This window comes from Vibrio sp. 1874 (assembly GCF_033344395.1).
Lineage (GTDB): Bacteria > Pseudomonadota > Gammaproteobacteria > Enterobacterales > Vibrionaceae > Vibrio > Vibrio alginolyticus.
In genome coordinates this window covers 511,922-527,104 of the sequence record NZ_JAWPOR010000002.1, presented here as the reverse complement: position 1 = coordinate 527,104, position 15,183 = coordinate 511,922, and the positions used below count along the sequence as shown (strand labels likewise).

14 protein-coding genes and 1 pseudogene are annotated in these 15,183 nt (G+C 46.3%); 10 read left to right on the top strand and 5 right to left on the bottom strand.

The genetic code is table 11. The features are described from left to right. Positions 1-42: 42 nt before the first annotated feature. The 5 genes from R8N46_RS06300 (at position 43) to R8N46_RS06280 (ending at position 5,955) form a co-directional block, all read left to right on the top strand. Positions 43-1,650 carry a carboxyl transferase domain-containing protein gene (locus tag R8N46_RS06300; protein ID WP_104980574.1) on the top strand — a complete coding sequence of 536 codons (1,608 nt, stop codon included), beginning with the start codon at positions 43-45 and terminating at the stop codon, positions 1,648-1,650. Positions 1,651-1,754: 104 nt separating this feature from the next. Further along, positions 1,755-2,537, top strand: coding sequence for an enoyl-CoA hydratase-related protein (locus R8N46_RS06295; protein WP_213969772.1), 783 nt, complete (start codon positions 1,755-1,757; stop codon positions 2,535-2,537). Next, complete coding sequence (locus tag R8N46_RS06290) at positions 2,530-4,578, top strand: acetyl/propionyl/methylcrotonyl-CoA carboxylase subunit alpha (protein ID WP_213891423.1); 2,049 nt, start codon at positions 2,530-2,532, stop codon at positions 4,576-4,578. The genes R8N46_RS06295 and R8N46_RS06290 overlap by 8 nt, the downstream gene beginning before the upstream one ends. After that, on the top strand, positions 4,559-5,461 hold the full coding sequence (locus R8N46_RS06285) for a hydroxymethylglutaryl-CoA lyase (RefSeq protein WP_115386579.1): 903 nt from the start codon (positions 4,559-4,561) through the stop codon (positions 5,459-5,461). Before R8N46_RS06290 ends, R8N46_RS06285 begins: the two co-directional genes overlap by 20 nt. 173 nt (positions 5,462-5,634) lie before the next feature. Continuing rightward, the gene (locus tag R8N46_RS06280; protein WP_005373256.1) at positions 5,635-5,955 is read left to right on the top strand and encodes a DUF1840 domain-containing protein; all 321 of its coding nucleotides are present in this window, start codon (positions 5,635-5,637) and stop codon (positions 5,953-5,955) included. 98 nt (positions 5,956-6,053) lie between these two features. Here R8N46_RS06280 and R8N46_RS06275 read toward each other — a convergent pair whose 3' ends face one another. Further along, positions 6,054-6,920 carry a mechanosensitive ion channel family protein gene (locus R8N46_RS06275; RefSeq protein ID WP_017633679.1) on the bottom strand — a complete coding sequence of 289 codons (867 nt, stop codon included), beginning with the start codon at positions 6,918-6,920 and terminating at the stop codon, positions 6,054-6,056. Between the two features lie 333 nt (positions 6,921-7,253). Between R8N46_RS06275 and R8N46_RS06270 the strand changes: the two are divergent. Then, positions 7,254-7,801: pseudogene (locus tag R8N46_RS06270) on the top strand (sugar O-acetyltransferase). 9 nt (positions 7,802-7,810) lie between these two features. Here the strand turns inward: R8N46_RS06270 and R8N46_RS06265 are convergent. After that, positions 7,811-9,244, bottom strand: coding sequence for a PLP-dependent aminotransferase family protein (locus R8N46_RS06265; RefSeq protein WP_181881334.1), 1,434 nt, complete (start codon positions 9,242-9,244; stop codon positions 7,811-7,813). A 136-nt stretch (positions 9,245-9,380) separates the two neighbouring features. Here R8N46_RS06265 and R8N46_RS06260 point away from each other — a divergent pair, with 136 nt between their 5' ends. The 3 genes from R8N46_RS06260 to R8N46_RS06250 are packed head-to-tail and all read left to right on the top strand — an operon-like array spanning position 9,381 to position 11,930. Next, positions 9,381-10,745 (top strand): cytochrome ubiquinol oxidase subunit I, encoded by a 1,365-nt coding sequence (locus tag R8N46_RS06260; RefSeq protein ID WP_005463611.1) that lies wholly within the window; start codon positions 9,381-9,383, stop codon positions 10,743-10,745. 28 nt (positions 10,746-10,773) lie between these two features. Continuing rightward, positions 10,774-11,781 carry a cytochrome d ubiquinol oxidase subunit II gene (gene cydB / locus R8N46_RS06255; protein ID WP_115386578.1) on the top strand — a complete coding sequence of 336 codons (1,008 nt, stop codon included), beginning with the start codon at positions 10,774-10,776 and terminating at the stop codon, positions 11,779-11,781. A 20-nt stretch (positions 11,782-11,801) separates the two neighbouring features. After that, a complete protein-coding gene (locus R8N46_RS06250; protein WP_005373267.1) occupies positions 11,802-11,930 on the top strand; it encodes a DUF2474 domain-containing protein in 129 nt (42 codons plus the stop codon). A 133-nt stretch (positions 11,931-12,063) separates the two neighbouring features. On the opposite strand, the gene R8N46_RS06245 is transcribed toward R8N46_RS06250, so the two are convergent. The 3 genes from R8N46_RS06245 to R8N46_RS06235 form a co-directional block, all read right to left on the bottom strand. Continuing rightward, entirely contained in the window at positions 12,064-12,570 is a 507-nt protein-coding gene (locus R8N46_RS06245; RefSeq protein ID WP_020480907.1) for a hypothetical protein, read from the bottom strand. Next, positions 12,563-13,288, bottom strand: a complete 726-nt coding sequence (gene hxpB, locus R8N46_RS06240) for a hexitol phosphatase HxpB (RefSeq protein ID WP_053349210.1) — start codon at positions 13,286-13,288, stop codon at positions 12,563-12,565. Before hxpB ends, R8N46_RS06245 begins: the two co-directional genes overlap by 8 nt. Positions 13,289-13,417: 129 nt before the next feature. Then, the gene (locus R8N46_RS06235; RefSeq protein WP_115386577.1) at positions 13,418-14,299 is read right to left on the bottom strand and encodes a LysR family transcriptional regulator; all 882 of its coding nucleotides are present in this window, start codon (positions 14,297-14,299) and stop codon (positions 13,418-13,420) included. A gap of 97 nt (positions 14,300-14,396) precedes the next feature. Here R8N46_RS06235 and budA point away from each other — a divergent pair, with 97 nt between their 5' ends. Beyond that, on the top strand, positions 14,397-15,182 hold the full coding sequence (gene budA / locus R8N46_RS06230; RefSeq protein WP_017633685.1) for an acetolactate decarboxylase: 786 nt from the start codon (positions 14,397-14,399) through the stop codon (positions 15,180-15,182). The last annotated feature ends 1 nt before the right edge of the window (position 15,183 follow it).

Below are 15,183 nucleotides of genomic sequence, written 5' to 3'. Positions count from 1 at the left end.
ACGGGTGGTGACACCCGTCTACCGAATGGAGATCGGCTATTTATGGCTTGTTTGACGACCAATATTAACACCCATTCAGAGCAGTATCAGGAAAACTACCGCTCTATGGCATCACTTGTAGATCAACTTTATACCGTGACTGCGCAAATCGAAGATGGTGGCGGTGAGAAAGCCCGCGAGCATCAGCAGAAGAAAGGCAAACTTCCGGTACGTGAGCGCATTCTTGCCCTACTCGACCCTGGTTCGTCCTTTCTAGAAATTGGTCAATTTGCTGGCTGGGATGTGTATCCAGATTACGTTCCATGTGCTGGAGTGGTTGCAGGTGTGGGTGTGATTGACGGCACTGAGTGCATGATCGTCGCGAACGACGTGACGGTAAAAGGCGGCAGTTACTACCCACTCACCGTGAAAAAGCACTTAAGAGCACAAGAAATTGCAGAAAAATGCCAACTGCCGTGTGTTTACTTAGTCGATTCTGGCGGCGCTAACCTACCCCGCCAAGATGAGGTATTCCCAGATAAAGACCATTTTGGCCGTATTTTCTACAACCAAGCCCGTATGTCGGCCAAAGGCATTCCACAAATTGCGGTGGTCATGGGGCTATGTACCGCTGGCGGCGCTTATGTTCCTGCCATGTGCGACGTATCCATCATAGTCAAAGAACAAGGCACGATTTTTTTGGCAGGTCCACCTCTTGTAAAAGCAGCGACAGGTGAAGAAGTCAGCGCGGAAGATCTTGGTGGCGCAGACGTTCATTGTCGCACCTCTGGTGTGGCGGACTATTACGCAGAAAATGATCACCACGCGTTAGAGTTGGCAAGACAAGCCGTTTCTCAAATTAACCACTTGAAACCCGTTCAACTCAAGCAAAAAGCACCACAGGAACCACGTTTTCCTGCCCAAGAGCTGTACGGCATCGTCGGAACCGATCTCAAAAAGCCGTTTGATGTTAAAGAGGTCATTGCCCGAATTGTTGATGATTCCCAGTTCGATGAATTTAAAGCCTTGTTCGGCGAAACCTTGGTCTGTGGCTTTGCCCATATTCACGGTATGCCGATTGGCATTGTCGCTAACAACGGCATTCTATTTTCGGAATCAGCACAAAAAGGCGCGCATTTTATTGAGCTGTGCGCACAACGCAAAATTCCTCTGCTTTTCTTGCAGAACATAACGGGCTTTATGGTCGGCCAAAAATATGAAGCCGAAGGCATCGCAAAACATGGCGCGAAAATGGTAACCGCTGTGGCATGTGCAGACGTACCGAAGTTTACCGTAGTGATTGGTGGCTCGTATGGCGCTGGGAACTACGGCATGTGTGGCCGCGCTTATGATCCAACCATGATGTGGATGTGGCCAAACGCGCGCATCTCCGTCATGGGTGGAGAGCAAGCGGCTGGCGTGATGGCGCAAGTGACCCGCGATATCAAAACTCGCAAAGGTGAAAGCTGGAGCGCGGAGGAAGAAGAAGCGTTCAAACGTCCAATTGCGGTGCAATATCAGACTCAAAGCCATGCATACTACGCCAGTGCTCGTTTGTGGGACGACGGCATTATTGACCCTGCGAAAACCCGTGATGTTGTCGGCATTGCTCTGTCTGCTGCGCTTAATGCGCCGATACCAGACAGCAAATTTGGCATCTTCCGTATGTAGTCGGATGCAAGGCAAACCTTAACTCCTCGCGAATACCGATGTTTAACAAGTAATGGTTAGCGAGCATTGAAATACAGACTGAAATGTCAGACAAAGGAAGTCACATGACCGGACTACTGCTTGAAAAAGACAGCAATGGCGTTGCCTGGTTGAGCCTGAATCGGCCAGAAAAACACAACGCGTTTAATGACGCATTGATTGCCTCACTAATTGAGACACTAGAACAGCTCGAAAAGGACGATTCTCTCCGTGCACTGGTGTTAACTGCACAGGGAAAACACTTTTCTGCGGGAGCAGATCTGGGCTGGATGCAGTCAATGGCCACCAAAACCGAGAGTGAAAACCTGCAAGATGCACAGCAACTAGCAAAACTTTTGCATACGCTGGATACCTTTAGCAAACCGACTATTGCTATGGTGCATGGCGCTGCATTTGGCGGCGCACTTGGGCTTATCTGCTGCTGCGATATCGCTATTGGTACACCTGAAAGCCGCTTCTGTTTGAGTGAAGTGAAGCTCGGTTTGTTACCCGCCACCATCGGACCTTACGTAATCCGAGCGATTGGACAACGACAAAGCCGACGCTACTTTTTAACCGCGGAACTGATTGATGCCGAAACCGCGCTATCGATGAGTATTCTTCATCAGATAGACGCTCAACCACGTGAAGCCGTCAATCGCACCATTGATCACCTGCTCAACAACGGTCCACAAGCCATGCAGGCTGCAAAAGCACTTTGTTTACGCTGTGATAACCAACCTATCGATCATTCATTAATTGAATACACCAGCCAAGCTATTGCAACCGCTCGCGTGTCCAGTGAAGGACAAGAAGGACTAGCTGCATTTTTTGAAAAGCGCGCCGCCAATTGGAGGAATCATGTTTAAAAGAATACTGATCGCAAACCGCGGTGAAATTGCCTGCCGAATCATTAAAACCGCAAAAAGCATGGCTATCGAGACGGTAGCCGTCTATTCCGAAGCGGATCGCAGCAGCTTACATGTTAAACAAGCGGATTTCGCTGAATTCATTGGCCCCGCTCCTGCGAGTGAATCGTATCTCGATATCGATGCGATTATCGGCGCTGCGAAAAAATGGCAAGCCGATGCTATCCACCCTGGGTATGGTTTTCTTTCCGAGAACCCGAAACTAGCCAAAGCGTGCAGCGAAAATGGCATCACCTTTATTGGCCCTTCCACCAGCGCAATTGAAGCAATGGGTTCGAAGTCGCAAGCCAAAGCCATCATGTCTGAGGCGAACGTGCCCTTGGTTCCCGGCTATCACGGCACAGACAACAGCGTAGAGCACTTATTAGCGGAAGCTGAAAAAATCGGTTACCCAGTGATGCTTAAAGCAACCCAAGGGGGTGGCGGTAAAGGCATGCGAGTAGTCAATAGCGCAGCCGAAATGCCGCTGGCCATCGACGGTGCGCAGCGTGAAGCACTTTCAAGCTTTGGCGACAAGCGGCTTCTAATCGAAAAATGCATATTGCAGCCTCGCCACGTTGAAGTTCAGGTATTTGCTGACCAACATGGCAACTGTGTCTATCTTTCTGATCGCGATTGCTCCATTCAACGCCGTCACCAAAAAGTTGTGGAGGAAGCACCAGCTCCCGGTCTTAGTGATGAACTGCGTAAACAAATGGGTGAAGCTGCGGTTCAGGCCGCTCAAGCGATCGACTATGTTGGCGCGGGCACGGTGGAGTTCTTACTCGATAGCCGAGGTCAATTCTACTTCATGGAGATGAATACCCGTCTGCAAGTTGAACACCCTGTCACTGAATTGATCACCAGCGTTGATTTGGTGGAGTGGCAATTCAAAGTTGCAGCTGGCGAGCATTTACCTATTTCGCAATCTGAAATCACCCACAACGGCCATTCAATTGAGCTGCGAATTTACGCAGAAGATACAGACAATGACTTTATGCCGTCGACTGGCCGCATTGACTACTTAAAAGAACCCGTATCAGACAGTAATGTGCGCCTAGCGTGCGTACGCGTTGATAGTGGTGTTACCCAAGGCGATAGCATCAGCGAATATTACGATCCAATGATCAGCAAACTGATCGTCTGGGGGCAAACTCGTGATATCGCGCTAAAGCAGCTTAAGCAGGCGTTAACTCAATATCACGTACGTGGAGTAACGACAAACATTGGTTATCTGCACAGTATTATTTCGCAGCCAGCCTTTGCCGAGATTGAGCTCGATACAGGTTTCCTCGTAACACATCAACAAGGCATAAATGAGCAGCAAGACGTGTCGGATTCAATCTGGCTTACATTGGCGGCGGTTGCTCACCGGAATGATCTCATTTCAAAATCAGACAGCTCAACGTTACCCGCGCCAACCAGACGAGGTTTTAGACTGTCAGTTGACAACGTTTACCGATTTAACTTCACGGATGCCAATGCCAACCATCAGGTACGTTTGCAACAATCATCGCAAGATACAGGATCTCACTTCACTGTCCGATGCGGCGAGGAGCTGCATCAGGTCATCCTGCTTGAAAGTGACAACCAGTTTATCGTCGATATTGATAATGTGCGTTACACCTTTAATGCACTTAGCGATGAACAAAGAACAACACTATTTTATCTTGGTCAGCAGCGCACGTTCGCTCATCAACCTAACTTTGACTCTGCAAAAGATGTAGATGATGAACTAAGTCCAACCGCACCACTCAACGGCATAATTTCAGCAGTTATGGTGGCTAAAGGTGACGAAGTGGCGGCGGGCGATCCGCTTTTGGTACTCGAAGCAATGAAAATGGAATACACCATCACAGCTCCGGTAGCAGCAAAAGTCGACGAATTGTTTTATCAGCACGGGGACCAAGTACAGCACGGTTCCATACTGCTGAATTTGTCTTTGATATCGGATAACGTCAGTGAAGATAAGGAGCGCGAATATGCTACCAGCGAAGGTTAATATCGTCGAAGTCGGCGCTCGTGATGGTCTGCAAAATGAAACGTCAGTGACGCTGGTTGATAAAATCCGTTTGATTAACCAACTAAGCAGCAGTGGCTTAAAGCATATTGAGGCGGGATCTTTCGTCTCTCCAAGGTGGGTGCCTCAAATGGCCGATTCCGATCAGGTGTTTGCTGGTATCTCAAAAAAGCCTAACGTGGTTTATAGCGCGCTCACACCAAATCTCGCAGGGTTAGAACGTGCGCTGGAAAGCGGTGTAAAGCGAATTGCGGTGTTTGGCTCCGCTTCAGAAACGTTCAGCCAGAAGAACATCAACTGCAGCATTACCGAAAGTCTCGCTCGATTTGAACCCGTTATCGAATTGGCGAACCAGCACAACATTCCTGTACGCGGGTACTTGTCTTGTACCATGGTGTGTCCATATGAGGGAGTAATCAAGCCAGAGCAAACTACCAAGGTCGCCAATACGTTGTTTGATATGGGATGTTATGAGATTTCGCTCGGTGATACTGTCGGTAAGGCAACACCTAATCGCGTTATCGCCATGCTGGATTCGTTGTTAACGCTACTGCCAAAAGACGCGCTCGCAGTACATTTTCATGACACTTATGGACAAGCATTAGCCAATATCTATCAAGCCTTGTTAATGGGCATCAACACCATTGATAGCGCAGTAGCGGGGCTCGGCGGCTGCCCTTACGCGAAAGGAGCCAGTGGCAATGTTGCAACGGAAGATGTACTTTATCTGTGTGAGCAACTTGGGATTGAAACAGGCGTTGATCTTAGCGTCATCAATGAAGCGGGTTGGCAAATTTGCCGTGCGTTAGGAAAGTCTCCTGCTTCTAGGGTCGCATTAGCTCTGGGCGATCCGTATAGCTTGTAAATCATCAACAACCAATCAGGTAATGTATTTCAACGGGCATGCAGACGTACGTGCCCGTTTTTTGTTGTTACTCATAAAAACCTTAACGCTCAACGGTCTTCATCACATTAATTAGTGTCTGATTTCAGCTACAATTTAGTTTCAAACCGAACATATAAAACAGGATCAGGTAAATGCTCATAACATTTCGTTGTCGAAGCCACTCAAACGTCACAATGTTTGGTGATATTGCATTAGATATGCTCAAAATGATGGGTCACAGCGGCACGGTGCCGGGATCAATTTCCGCTCAAGATGTTCCTGACGCGCTATCAAGATTAACTTCTGCTCTATCTGCGAAAAATGCAGCTGAAGAAAACCTCCCTACTGATGTAGACGAAGAGGAAGAACAAGCAGAGCCCGCGGTAAGCCTAGGACGCAGAGCGTTTCCACTGATTGAGTTGCTAAAATCAGCAATCAAAGAAGAATGCGAAGTCATGTGGGACAACCAATAACGCCTTCAAACTTGTTTCTAGCGAGGTGAATCCGTGTTGTGACCGCCTCGCTATGGTTACTCGACACCAAGATAAGAACACCAATACCGCTTATCGCCCTATCCGTTTCTCTCCCTAGACAACTTGATTTCCCCATCAATGTGCACATCTCGTTGTGGAAACGCGATTTCAATGCCGTGCTTTTCGAAAGCTTCGTAGATTTCAAAACGCATGGCACTTGCGACCGAGCGAATACCGCCCTCAACCGTTGAGTTAATCCAAAAATAAGATTCGAAGATCAAAGCATTGTCACCAAAGTCTTGAAAAAACACATCTGGCGCTGGCGAACTCAGAACTTGCGCTTGCTGCGAAGTCACTTCCGCCATTAAGGCAGCAACCTGTTTGACATCGCTCCCATACGCGACACCGACGACGACAGAGCCACGAACTAATCTGTCGCATAACGTCCAGTTGATCACCACGTTCTCAATCAACTGACTGTTGGGTATGAGCATATGAACACCATCGGTTCGCCTGATTCTCGTTGAGCGTGTATTTATTTGCTCGACAGTGCCTTTGGCGCCCTCAACCTCTAAAAAGTCCCCAATTCGGATTGGCTTTTCACCAATCAAAATCCAGCCACTTATGAAGTTGTTAATGATGTTTTGCGCACCAAAACCGAAGCCGATAGCGATGGCACCAGACAGAAAGGCGAACGCGGTGATTGGCACATTGATCATCGAAAGTGTGGTCATAAAAATAATGGCTAGAGCGATGACAAATAATATCCGTTTAACCAAATGAATCACGTTTGGATCTTTCCCCGATGAGGACATTCTTGACGTAACGGTTTTGATTAAAATTTTGGACAACCATAAAGCGACAATCACCCATGTCGGCACCATCAATATCGCCCACAACGTGATAGGTTGTTCGTTAAAGGTAAACAGTGTTGTTTCTAAAAATGAAATGACCCGTTCGAACATAAAGTGCTCACTCTTGATTCATCGTTGCCAGCAAGCCAGAGCGCATAAGTCATAAATTTTTGGATCAATCGATAGCGCAGCGGCTCAATTAAGTTCTTCTTATTAACTATATTGTAATCTACGTAAAACGCTTCGAGTGGTTTCCCACTTTGGCTTCAACCGATTAAGCCATTTAGGGAATACGTCTTTGTGAACTAAACGAGCCAATCAACCAACTGGATACGCAAGGCAAATCAGTGATAACTTTCTGATTTTTAAGCATCAAATTTTCACTTCGAATCACTCTCACCTATTATGCACCTTATTGCAAATAACATTGATGGAATGATTGTTATGTCAGAACTGACTCGGAGGCGCTCTGGAGAAACCTATAATTGTCTGGATGAAGAACTAAAGCTAATGCGCGCCAAAACTGCGCAGCTTGTCTTCCAATTTAACCACGAGCCAAACCCAGATATCCGTAGACAACTATTGGCGGAAATGGGCGTCCAATTAAAAAACAGCGCCTGTATAGAGCCACCGCTACAACTTACCTACGGTTGTCACTTGTCCATCGGAGAAAACACCTACATCAACTGGGATGCCATTATTCTGGCAATGGGCAGGTTGAGGTTGGCGCGAACGTCATGATTGGGCCTAGAGTGCAAATTTACACAGCCGCTCATTCACTCGATACACAAAGACGCTTAGCCGGAGATGAGATCGCCAAACCGGTAACAATTGGCAATAACGTTTGGATTGGTGGGGGCGCAATCATACTGCCGGGCGTGACCATTGGCGATGAGGCCGTCGTCGGCGCTGGCTCTGTCGTAACCAAAGACGTTGCGCCGGGCGATCGAGTTGTTGGAAATCCGGCGCGCTCCATTAAACCAAAAAACTGAAGAAAGTCGCTATTTCGCCAAATGCTCGCGAATAATATTAGCGAGCAGATTGAGAGCATGAACATATTTGTCATTGAGCTCAAAAGAAGCGTTAAGACGAATACAGTGATCGTATTGTTCTGTCAGGCTGAACATCTTTCCCGGTGCGATGCTGATATTATCTTTTAGCGCTTCTCGATATATCTGCAAGGCGTCGATATGCTTGGGAAGCTCTAACCAAATAAAGTACCCGCCGCTTTGGCTTAACACTTTGACTTCTTCAGGTAACAGCTCATTAAGCAGATCCGTCATCTTACTTTTACGTTCAAACAGCTTTTTCCGTAACTGCTTCAAATGCGATTCATAATTGCGGCTTGTTAAATAGTGCACCAATGTCATTTGCACTGGTGCACTCGTCGCTAATGTACTCATTAACTGTAACTTTTGTACCTCTAGCGCCCGCTTTCCCGCCGCAACCCAACCAATACGTAGCCCTGCGATTAATGATTTTGAAAACGAGGAGCACAACATGGTATTGCCCATGTCATCAAACATTCTTAGTGGGTAAACTGAGTCATTCTCGGCATGCAGTTCGCTGTACACATCATCTTCAATCACTGGCACGTTATATCGCTGTGTCAGCTCAATCAGCTTTTGTTTTTTCTCGTTGGTGAGCGTAAAACCCAGAGGATTTTGGAAGTTCGACATCAGCCAACATGCTTTCACATCGTGTGTTTGCAGCGCTCGTTCCAATGAGTCTAGGTCAATGCCCGTGACTGGGTCTGTTCTTACTGAGAGCGCTTTCAAACCTAACCGCTCTAAGGATTGCAATGCGCCATAGAATACAGGCGACTCCACAACCACCCAATCTCCCGGTCTTGTGCAGGCTTGCAAACTGAGCGTTAACGCCTCCAGCGCGCCTGCCGTAATGACAATTTCATCGGGTGAAATTTCAATGCCTTTCGCAGCATAACGCTTCGCGATGATGGTGCGTAATTGTTCGTTTCCCGGCGGTAAGTTATCAAAGGCGGTAGAAATCGGCATATTGCGAGCGGCTGCGCTCATCGCCCGATTCACGTGATAGCGTGGGTACAAACTTGGATCTGGATAGGCAAAGCCAAAATTGATCATGGATGGATTTTTACTCGCTTGCAGCACATCAAAGATAAATTCATTGATGTCTACCTGTTCTGTCCACGAAACCGCGGCTGGCGCTTGGGGTTCATTTGAACTCTTAATATTGGGCGCGACTCGATAACCAGAGCGCGGCTGTGACGTTACCCAGCCTTGAGATTCCAGAATTTGATAGGCATGCAACACCGTCATCAAGCTTAAACCCGAGTGTTCAGATTGGCGACGCAGCGAAGGCAGCTTGTCACCCGGATGCCATATCCCCGATTTTATCTGCCTTTTAAGCTGTTCCACTAACTCTTGATACTTCGCCAAACGCAAATCCCCTTCCATAAAGCCGAATTCAAAATAATAACACTTCAATATTTAATCTGTTATAGGTTTATAGTCACTGTCTGTACCTACTTCCCTCATTCCGCTCCTTTTAAAATAGCTCTCTCATAAAACTTAAAAGATCAAAGGAAGTTTAATGTTTGGCCTCGACGCATTTATGCTTGCACGGATACAGTTCGCCTTTACGGTATCCTTTCATATTATTTTCCCCGCTATCACCATAGGTTTGGCCACCTATCTCGCCGTGCTGGAAGGCTTATGGCTAAAAACACGTAATCCCGATTACCAAAAGCTCTATCACTTCTGGTCGAAAATTTTTGCGGTTAACTTTGGAATGGGTGTTGTATCTGGTCTTGTCATGGCCTATCAATTCGGCACCAACTGGAGTGGTTTCTCCGACTTCGCTGGTTCTATCACAGGCCCATTACTGACTTATGAAGTGTTAACGGCTTTCTTTCTCGAAGCCGGATTTCTTGGCGTAATGCTGTTTGGGTGGCGTCGCGTCGGCGAAAAGCTGCACTTTTTTGCAACCTCGATGGTGGCGTTAGGAACGATCATTTCGACGTTCTGGATTCTCGCCTCCAACAGTTGGATGCAAACGCCACAAGGCTATGAAATTGTCGACGGACGTGTGGTGCCAACCGACTGGTTTGCTATCGTTTTCAATCCTTCATTTCCTTATCGTTTGGCTCACATGAGCGTCGCAGCTTTTGTCAGTTCAGCACTCTTTGTAGGCGCGTCAGCCGCTTGGCATTTATTGAGAGGCAATCAATCGACTGCGGTAAAAACCATGTTTTCGATGTCGCTCGGGATCTTAGTGTTCCTTGCGCCACTCCAAGCCGTGATTGGCGATGTGCACGGGCTAAACACCTTGGAATACCAGCCCGCTAAAATCGCCGCCATCGAAGGACATTGGGATAACAGCGATGGCAAACCAACCCCATTGATATTGTTCGGCATCCCAAACATGGAACAAGAACGCACAGACTATGCCTTAGAAATTCCTGTTCTAGGAAGTTTGATCCTACGCCACAGTTTAACTGAGCCAATCCCGGCGCTGAAAGACTTCCCGAAAGAGGAACGACCGAACTCACCTATCGTCTTTTGGTCATTTCGAATCATGGTCGGGTTAGGACTTCTGATGATTTTTCAAAGCTTCTACAGCATGTGGTTACGAAAAAAGAACACGCTTTATACCTCGCGTTGGTTCCTCAAGTTTTCATTATTTATGGGGCCATCTGGTCTTATCGCAATACTCGCAGGCTGGTTTACGACAGAGGTTGGTCGGCAACCTTGGGTCGTGTATGGCGTACAAAAAACGCGTGATGCGGTTTCTGCACACGGAGACCTACAAATGAGCATCAGCCTGCTGTGTTTCCTGGTTGTATACAGCTTGGTATTTGGTTTTGGTTATTACTACATGATCCACCAAATCAAAAAAGGCCCTGATGCTATCGAACACGATGAGCACGACATGACGACCGTTTCTGGCCGCATCTAGAATTTGTCACAAAGTTAAGGTAAAGAATATGCATTTTGATTTATCCGTGATTTGGTTCGCGATCATCGTTTTTGCCACTTTGATGTACATCATCATGGATGGCTTCGATTTGGGTATTGGAATACTGATGCCCTTCATCAAAGATGAAAAACAAAAAGACGTCATGGTCAACAGTGTCGCGCCAGTTTGGGATGGCAACGAAACTTGGATTGTGCTTGGAGGCGCATCTCTATTTGGCGCTTTTCCGATGGCTTACGCGGTGATTATTGAAGCGCTAACCATCCCTTTAACGTTGATGTTGATTGCTTTGATCTTTCGTGGCGTCGCATTTGAGTTTCGCTTTAAAGCATTGGAAAGCCACTTAAAGTTCTGGGATCGCTCTTTTATGGTCGGCTCGATTTTAACCACGTTTTTCCAAGGCATCGTTGTTGGCGCGGTAATTCAAGGCTTTGCGGTGGAAAACCGCGTCTTCGTAGGTAGCCAACTCGACTGGCTCAGCCCTTTTCCCATCTTTTGTGGTTTGGGTTTAGTCGCAACGTACGCGCTGCTTGGTAGCACATGGCTCATCATGAAGACGGAAGGTGAACTGCAAAACACGATGTACCGCTTCACTAACAAAACACTACTGGCGATGATCTCCGCATTAGTCATTGTGAGCGCTTGGACTCCACTTGCTTACCCTACCATTGCGGAAAGATGGTTTTCTCTGCCGAATTTGTTCTACTTACTGCCCGTACCAGTCATTACTGGACTGGTATGTTTGAAGATTGCTGACTCCGTTAAAAAGCGTAAAGAGCGCAGCCCTTTCGTGATGGCGCTAGTGATCGTGATTCTCGGGTTCGCTGGGCTTGGCATCAGTATCTGGCCAAATATCATTCCTCCTAGCATATCAATATGGGAAGCAGCGGCTCCTGCAAGCAGTCAGCGCTTTATGCTCGTTGGAGCAGTGATCATCATCCCGATCATTCTGGCTTACACCTTTTGGAGTTACTACGTCTTCTCCGGAAAAGTAAAAGAAGGCGAAGCGTACCATTAACGAGTTGATAAGGAGTGAGTATGAAAATCAAAAATTGGTGCCGCCAATGGGCTTGGATGGTTGGAATTTGGGTCGTTAGCGTCGCTGCATTAGGGTTAGTGTCTATGTTATTTCGCGTCATGATGACCGCTGCAGGGTTAAAATCTTAGCTCGACACGTTTAAGTCAATAAAAAATGGATGCCTCTAGATCTTGTGTAAGAGCTAGAGGCGTTGAACCTAATACTCAATCTTAATGAAAAAGCCAAGCGTTAAGAATCTACTCAAAACATTCTTTCATAAGTCTACATTGCCTGAAGTCGTTCATGCATGCTTACGAGATCAAAAGGTTCAAGCTTTTTCGCAATGCTCAGTAATGCTTCCTTTTTATCTTGCGGTAAACTTTGAAACTTCGACTCTAAACGTAAATCCACTTTGCTAAAAAGTAGCTTTCTAATTTGACTAGCTTTTGCCTTTGATAATTGCAATCCATCATTATCGGAGGTTTCAATTATCATGATAATTCTTGCTAAATCACTGAATTCATCATCAGAGCATAAATAAAGTGATTGTTTGTATAAATAGCCAACCGAAATTTCAAAATCAATATTAAGCGCTTGAATCTGACCGACAATGTTTTCACTCATATCATTTTGAGAAGCAGAGTTGATACAATCATCAAATCGCCTTTCAAATGTAACAAATCGATTATTGAGCTCGTCCAACATAGTCGTATCTTTTGCGAATGATTCTATAGGTAAAACCAATAAGAACATTGGCAGTAGGTATTTTTTCAGCGACCGACTATTCACAATCAAGTCCTTCTTCTAAAAAACTTTCATGCGGTGTTGGTGCAATTGTTTCTTTCAAATTCAAGTCCATTAAACTCGCCAAATGGCTTTCATTAAACTCTGATAGCTTTTGCAGCTTTAGACTGGCTTCATTAAACTCTTGGTAGAACTTATCAGGTTGAGGTATCACGACTGTTTTTATGTTTGCTCGTGTTGCCGCAAGCATACCCGAATAAGAGTCTTCAAAGGCAATACAGTTACTTGAATCTACACCTAGTTTATTGATTGTTAAAAGGTAGACATCTGGCTCTGGCTTACCCTGCTCTACATCGTCTGACGATGATATCGCGTCAAAGTAACTGGCAATACCGAGTTTGTTCAAAATGATGGGAATGAGTTGATAAGGTGAATTAGTAGACAACCCTATCTTAAACCCTTTTTCCTTAAGCAATTTGAGTGTTTCTGTAACACCCTCTAATTCGCATCCTTTTTCAATTATTAATGCCTCCACTTTATCCACAACAGCATTCTCTACTTCCTCTAGGCTCTTTTCTTGCCAAGGATTACGTTCATACCAAAACCTTGTTACTTCACCTGTCGTCATAGTTGCAGTCTGCTTTGACAGCACTTCGGTCACTTGGACACCAACTGATGAAAACACCTGCTTTTCCGCTTCCTTCCACAAAGGTTCTGAATCAATCAGCAACCCGTCCATATCAAAGACCGCAGCGTATATCATTGGTACATCCTCAGTAAGTTCTATTCGTTGAGTAAGATTTGTCTATTCAACCAAAGCATAGCTTTGCATATAACGAGTGAGAGTATCACATTTGCCTGTGGCTATCAGAGCCAGTTCGATGACTCATCTTTAAGCCTCAACATGACCGATGTGCATGGCTACTTTTAGCGCTTGTTTATTGAGATTAGATGCCTCCCAAGCAACAACAACACGACTAGTGAGAGGGATATCCTCAATCTCGGCGACTGTCGCGGAATCATCGAGATGTTCAGCCAGTGAGCGCGGAACGAGAGCAATACCTAACCCGGCCTGCGCCATGGCAATCGTCGTACGAAGTTGCGGTGCTGCGAACTGTGGTTCGAGCCTTACTCCTGCGTCGGCAAAAAGTGTGCTCATGCCATCAAACAATGCGGGTCCAGTCTCTCGTGGAAACAGTAAAATTTTATGACCTCTCAACTGTTTCATCTGGATACAGTGATACTTTGCCAGTTCGTGGCCCGCCGGAATCACCGCGACAAACGGGTCGTTAAACAACACCTTGTGCTCAAAAGGCTCACTGGCGTAACAGGGTAGCCGCATGATTGCGAGATCAAGTTGTTTGCTTTTTAACTGAGTGGCAAGCTCTGGCATTGATAGTTCCGCCGTCTGTAAATGAACCCCATTCTCTTGAATACGCCCAATCCTCTCCAATACCTTAATGCAGGTTGATGTTGACGTCGCGAACCCAATTTTAACCTGCGTATTTTCACCACGGGCAATCTGTCGGGCTTTTGCTTTAGCGCGTTCCACATCAGCAAGAATATTTACCGCATCCGTATAAAAGACTTGCCCTGCATGGGTCAGTTCTACTCCTCTAGACAAGCGCTTAAATAAGTCCACGCTAAGCTCGTGCTCTAGCTTTTTGATTTGTTGACTCAAAGGAGGTTGCGCAATCCCTAACTGTTCAGCTGCTCGGGTAAAGTGACGAGTCTCGGCGACCGCGACAAAATACTTCAGGTAGCGAAATTCCATATATTTTCCATATCAAAATAAATCTTTTTTATATTGGATTTAGCACCGTGTAGAAGTCAATCTAAATATACTCTTCATTGCATAACTGGTCTTACTCATGCGTGGATTTTATAACCCTCTATGTGCTTGTTCGCTTGAAGTAGCGAAAGAATTTTCTGAATACCATCACGTTACCGGAGATGGTGAGATTTATCAGACTTCGTTAATGAGTGCTTTGATCGCTGGTGTTTACGAAGGCTCAACAACCATAGAAGAACTGCTGAAACATGGGGATTTTGGTTTAGGTACGTTCAATGAATTGGATGGTGAGTTGATTGCGTTTGATAAGGAAGTTTTTCAACTCAAGTCGGATGGCTCCGCAAACCCGGCAGACCTGGCGCAAAAAACGCCCTTTGCTGTCATGACTTTTTTTAAGCCTGATATCGAGCTGCCACTGACATCGCGCATGTCACGTCATGAAGTCCATAGCATCATAGACGAGATGGTTCCAAGCGATAACCTATTTTGCGCAGTGCGCATTGATGGCGTTTTCGATTCAGTTCGTACTCGCACCGTACCTAAACAAACACGCCCTTATCGGCCAATGCTTGAAGTGGTCAAAGAACAACCAACGTTCCGCTTCACGCATAAGCAAGGCGTGGTCGCCGGCTTTCGCAGTCCTAAATATACGACTGGCATCAATGTGCCCGGCTATCACGAACACTTTATTACCGATGACCGCCAAGGAGGTGGTCATATTCAGGATTACAGCATTTCGTCAGGGTTCCTCCAGATTGGCAAAGTCTCGCGGCTAGTGATTGATACCCCGGTATCGACAGACTTCCTCAACGCCAATTTGGCTCCGGAAGATATAAATACCGCCATAGAAAAGGCGGAAAAGTAAC

Excerpts from the sequence above, each read along its gene's own strand:
- R8N46_RS06265 (WP_181881334.1), bottom strand. The coding sequence starts at position 9,244 with ATGGAAGGGGATTTGCGTTTGGCGAAGTATCAAGAGTTAGTGGAACAG.
- R8N46_RS06250 (WP_005373267.1), top strand. The coding sequence starts at position 11,802 with ATGAAAATCAAAAATTGGTGCCGCCAATGGGCTTGGATGGTTGGAATT.
- R8N46_RS06260 (WP_005463611.1), top strand. The coding sequence starts at position 9,381 with ATGTTTGGCCTCGACGCATTTATGCTTGCACGGATACAGTTCGCCTTT.
- R8N46_RS06295 (WP_213969772.1), top strand. The coding sequence starts at position 1,755 with ATGACCGGACTACTGCTTGAAAAAGACAGCAATGGCGTTGCCTGGTTG.
- R8N46_RS06275 (WP_017633679.1), bottom strand. The coding sequence starts at position 6,920 with ATGTTCGAACGGGTCATTTCATTTTTAGAAACAACACTGTTTACCTTT.
- R8N46_RS06235 (WP_115386577.1), bottom strand. The coding sequence starts at position 14,299 with ATGGAATTTCGCTACCTGAAGTATTTTGTCGCGGTCGCCGAGACTCGT.
- R8N46_RS06290 (WP_213891423.1), top strand. The coding sequence starts at position 2,530 with ATGTTTAAAAGAATACTGATCGCAAACCGCGGTGAAATTGCCTGCCGA.
- budA (WP_017633685.1), top strand. The coding sequence starts at position 14,397 with ATGCGTGGATTTTATAACCCTCTATGTGCTTGTTCGCTTGAAGTAGCG.
- cydB (WP_115386578.1), top strand. The coding sequence starts at position 10,774 with ATGCATTTTGATTTATCCGTGATTTGGTTCGCGATCATCGTTTTTGCC.
- hxpB (WP_053349210.1), bottom strand. The coding sequence starts at position 13,288 with ATGATATACGCTGCGGTCTTTGATATGGACGGGTTGCTGATTGATTCA.
- R8N46_RS06280 (WP_005373256.1), top strand. The coding sequence starts at position 5,635 with ATGCTCATAACATTTCGTTGTCGAAGCCACTCAAACGTCACAATGTTT.
- R8N46_RS06300 (WP_104980574.1), top strand. The coding sequence starts at position 43 with ATGGCTTGTTTGACGACCAATATTAACACCCATTCAGAGCAGTATCAG.
- R8N46_RS06285 (WP_115386579.1), top strand. The coding sequence starts at position 4,559 with ATGCTACCAGCGAAGGTTAATATCGTCGAAGTCGGCGCTCGTGATGGT.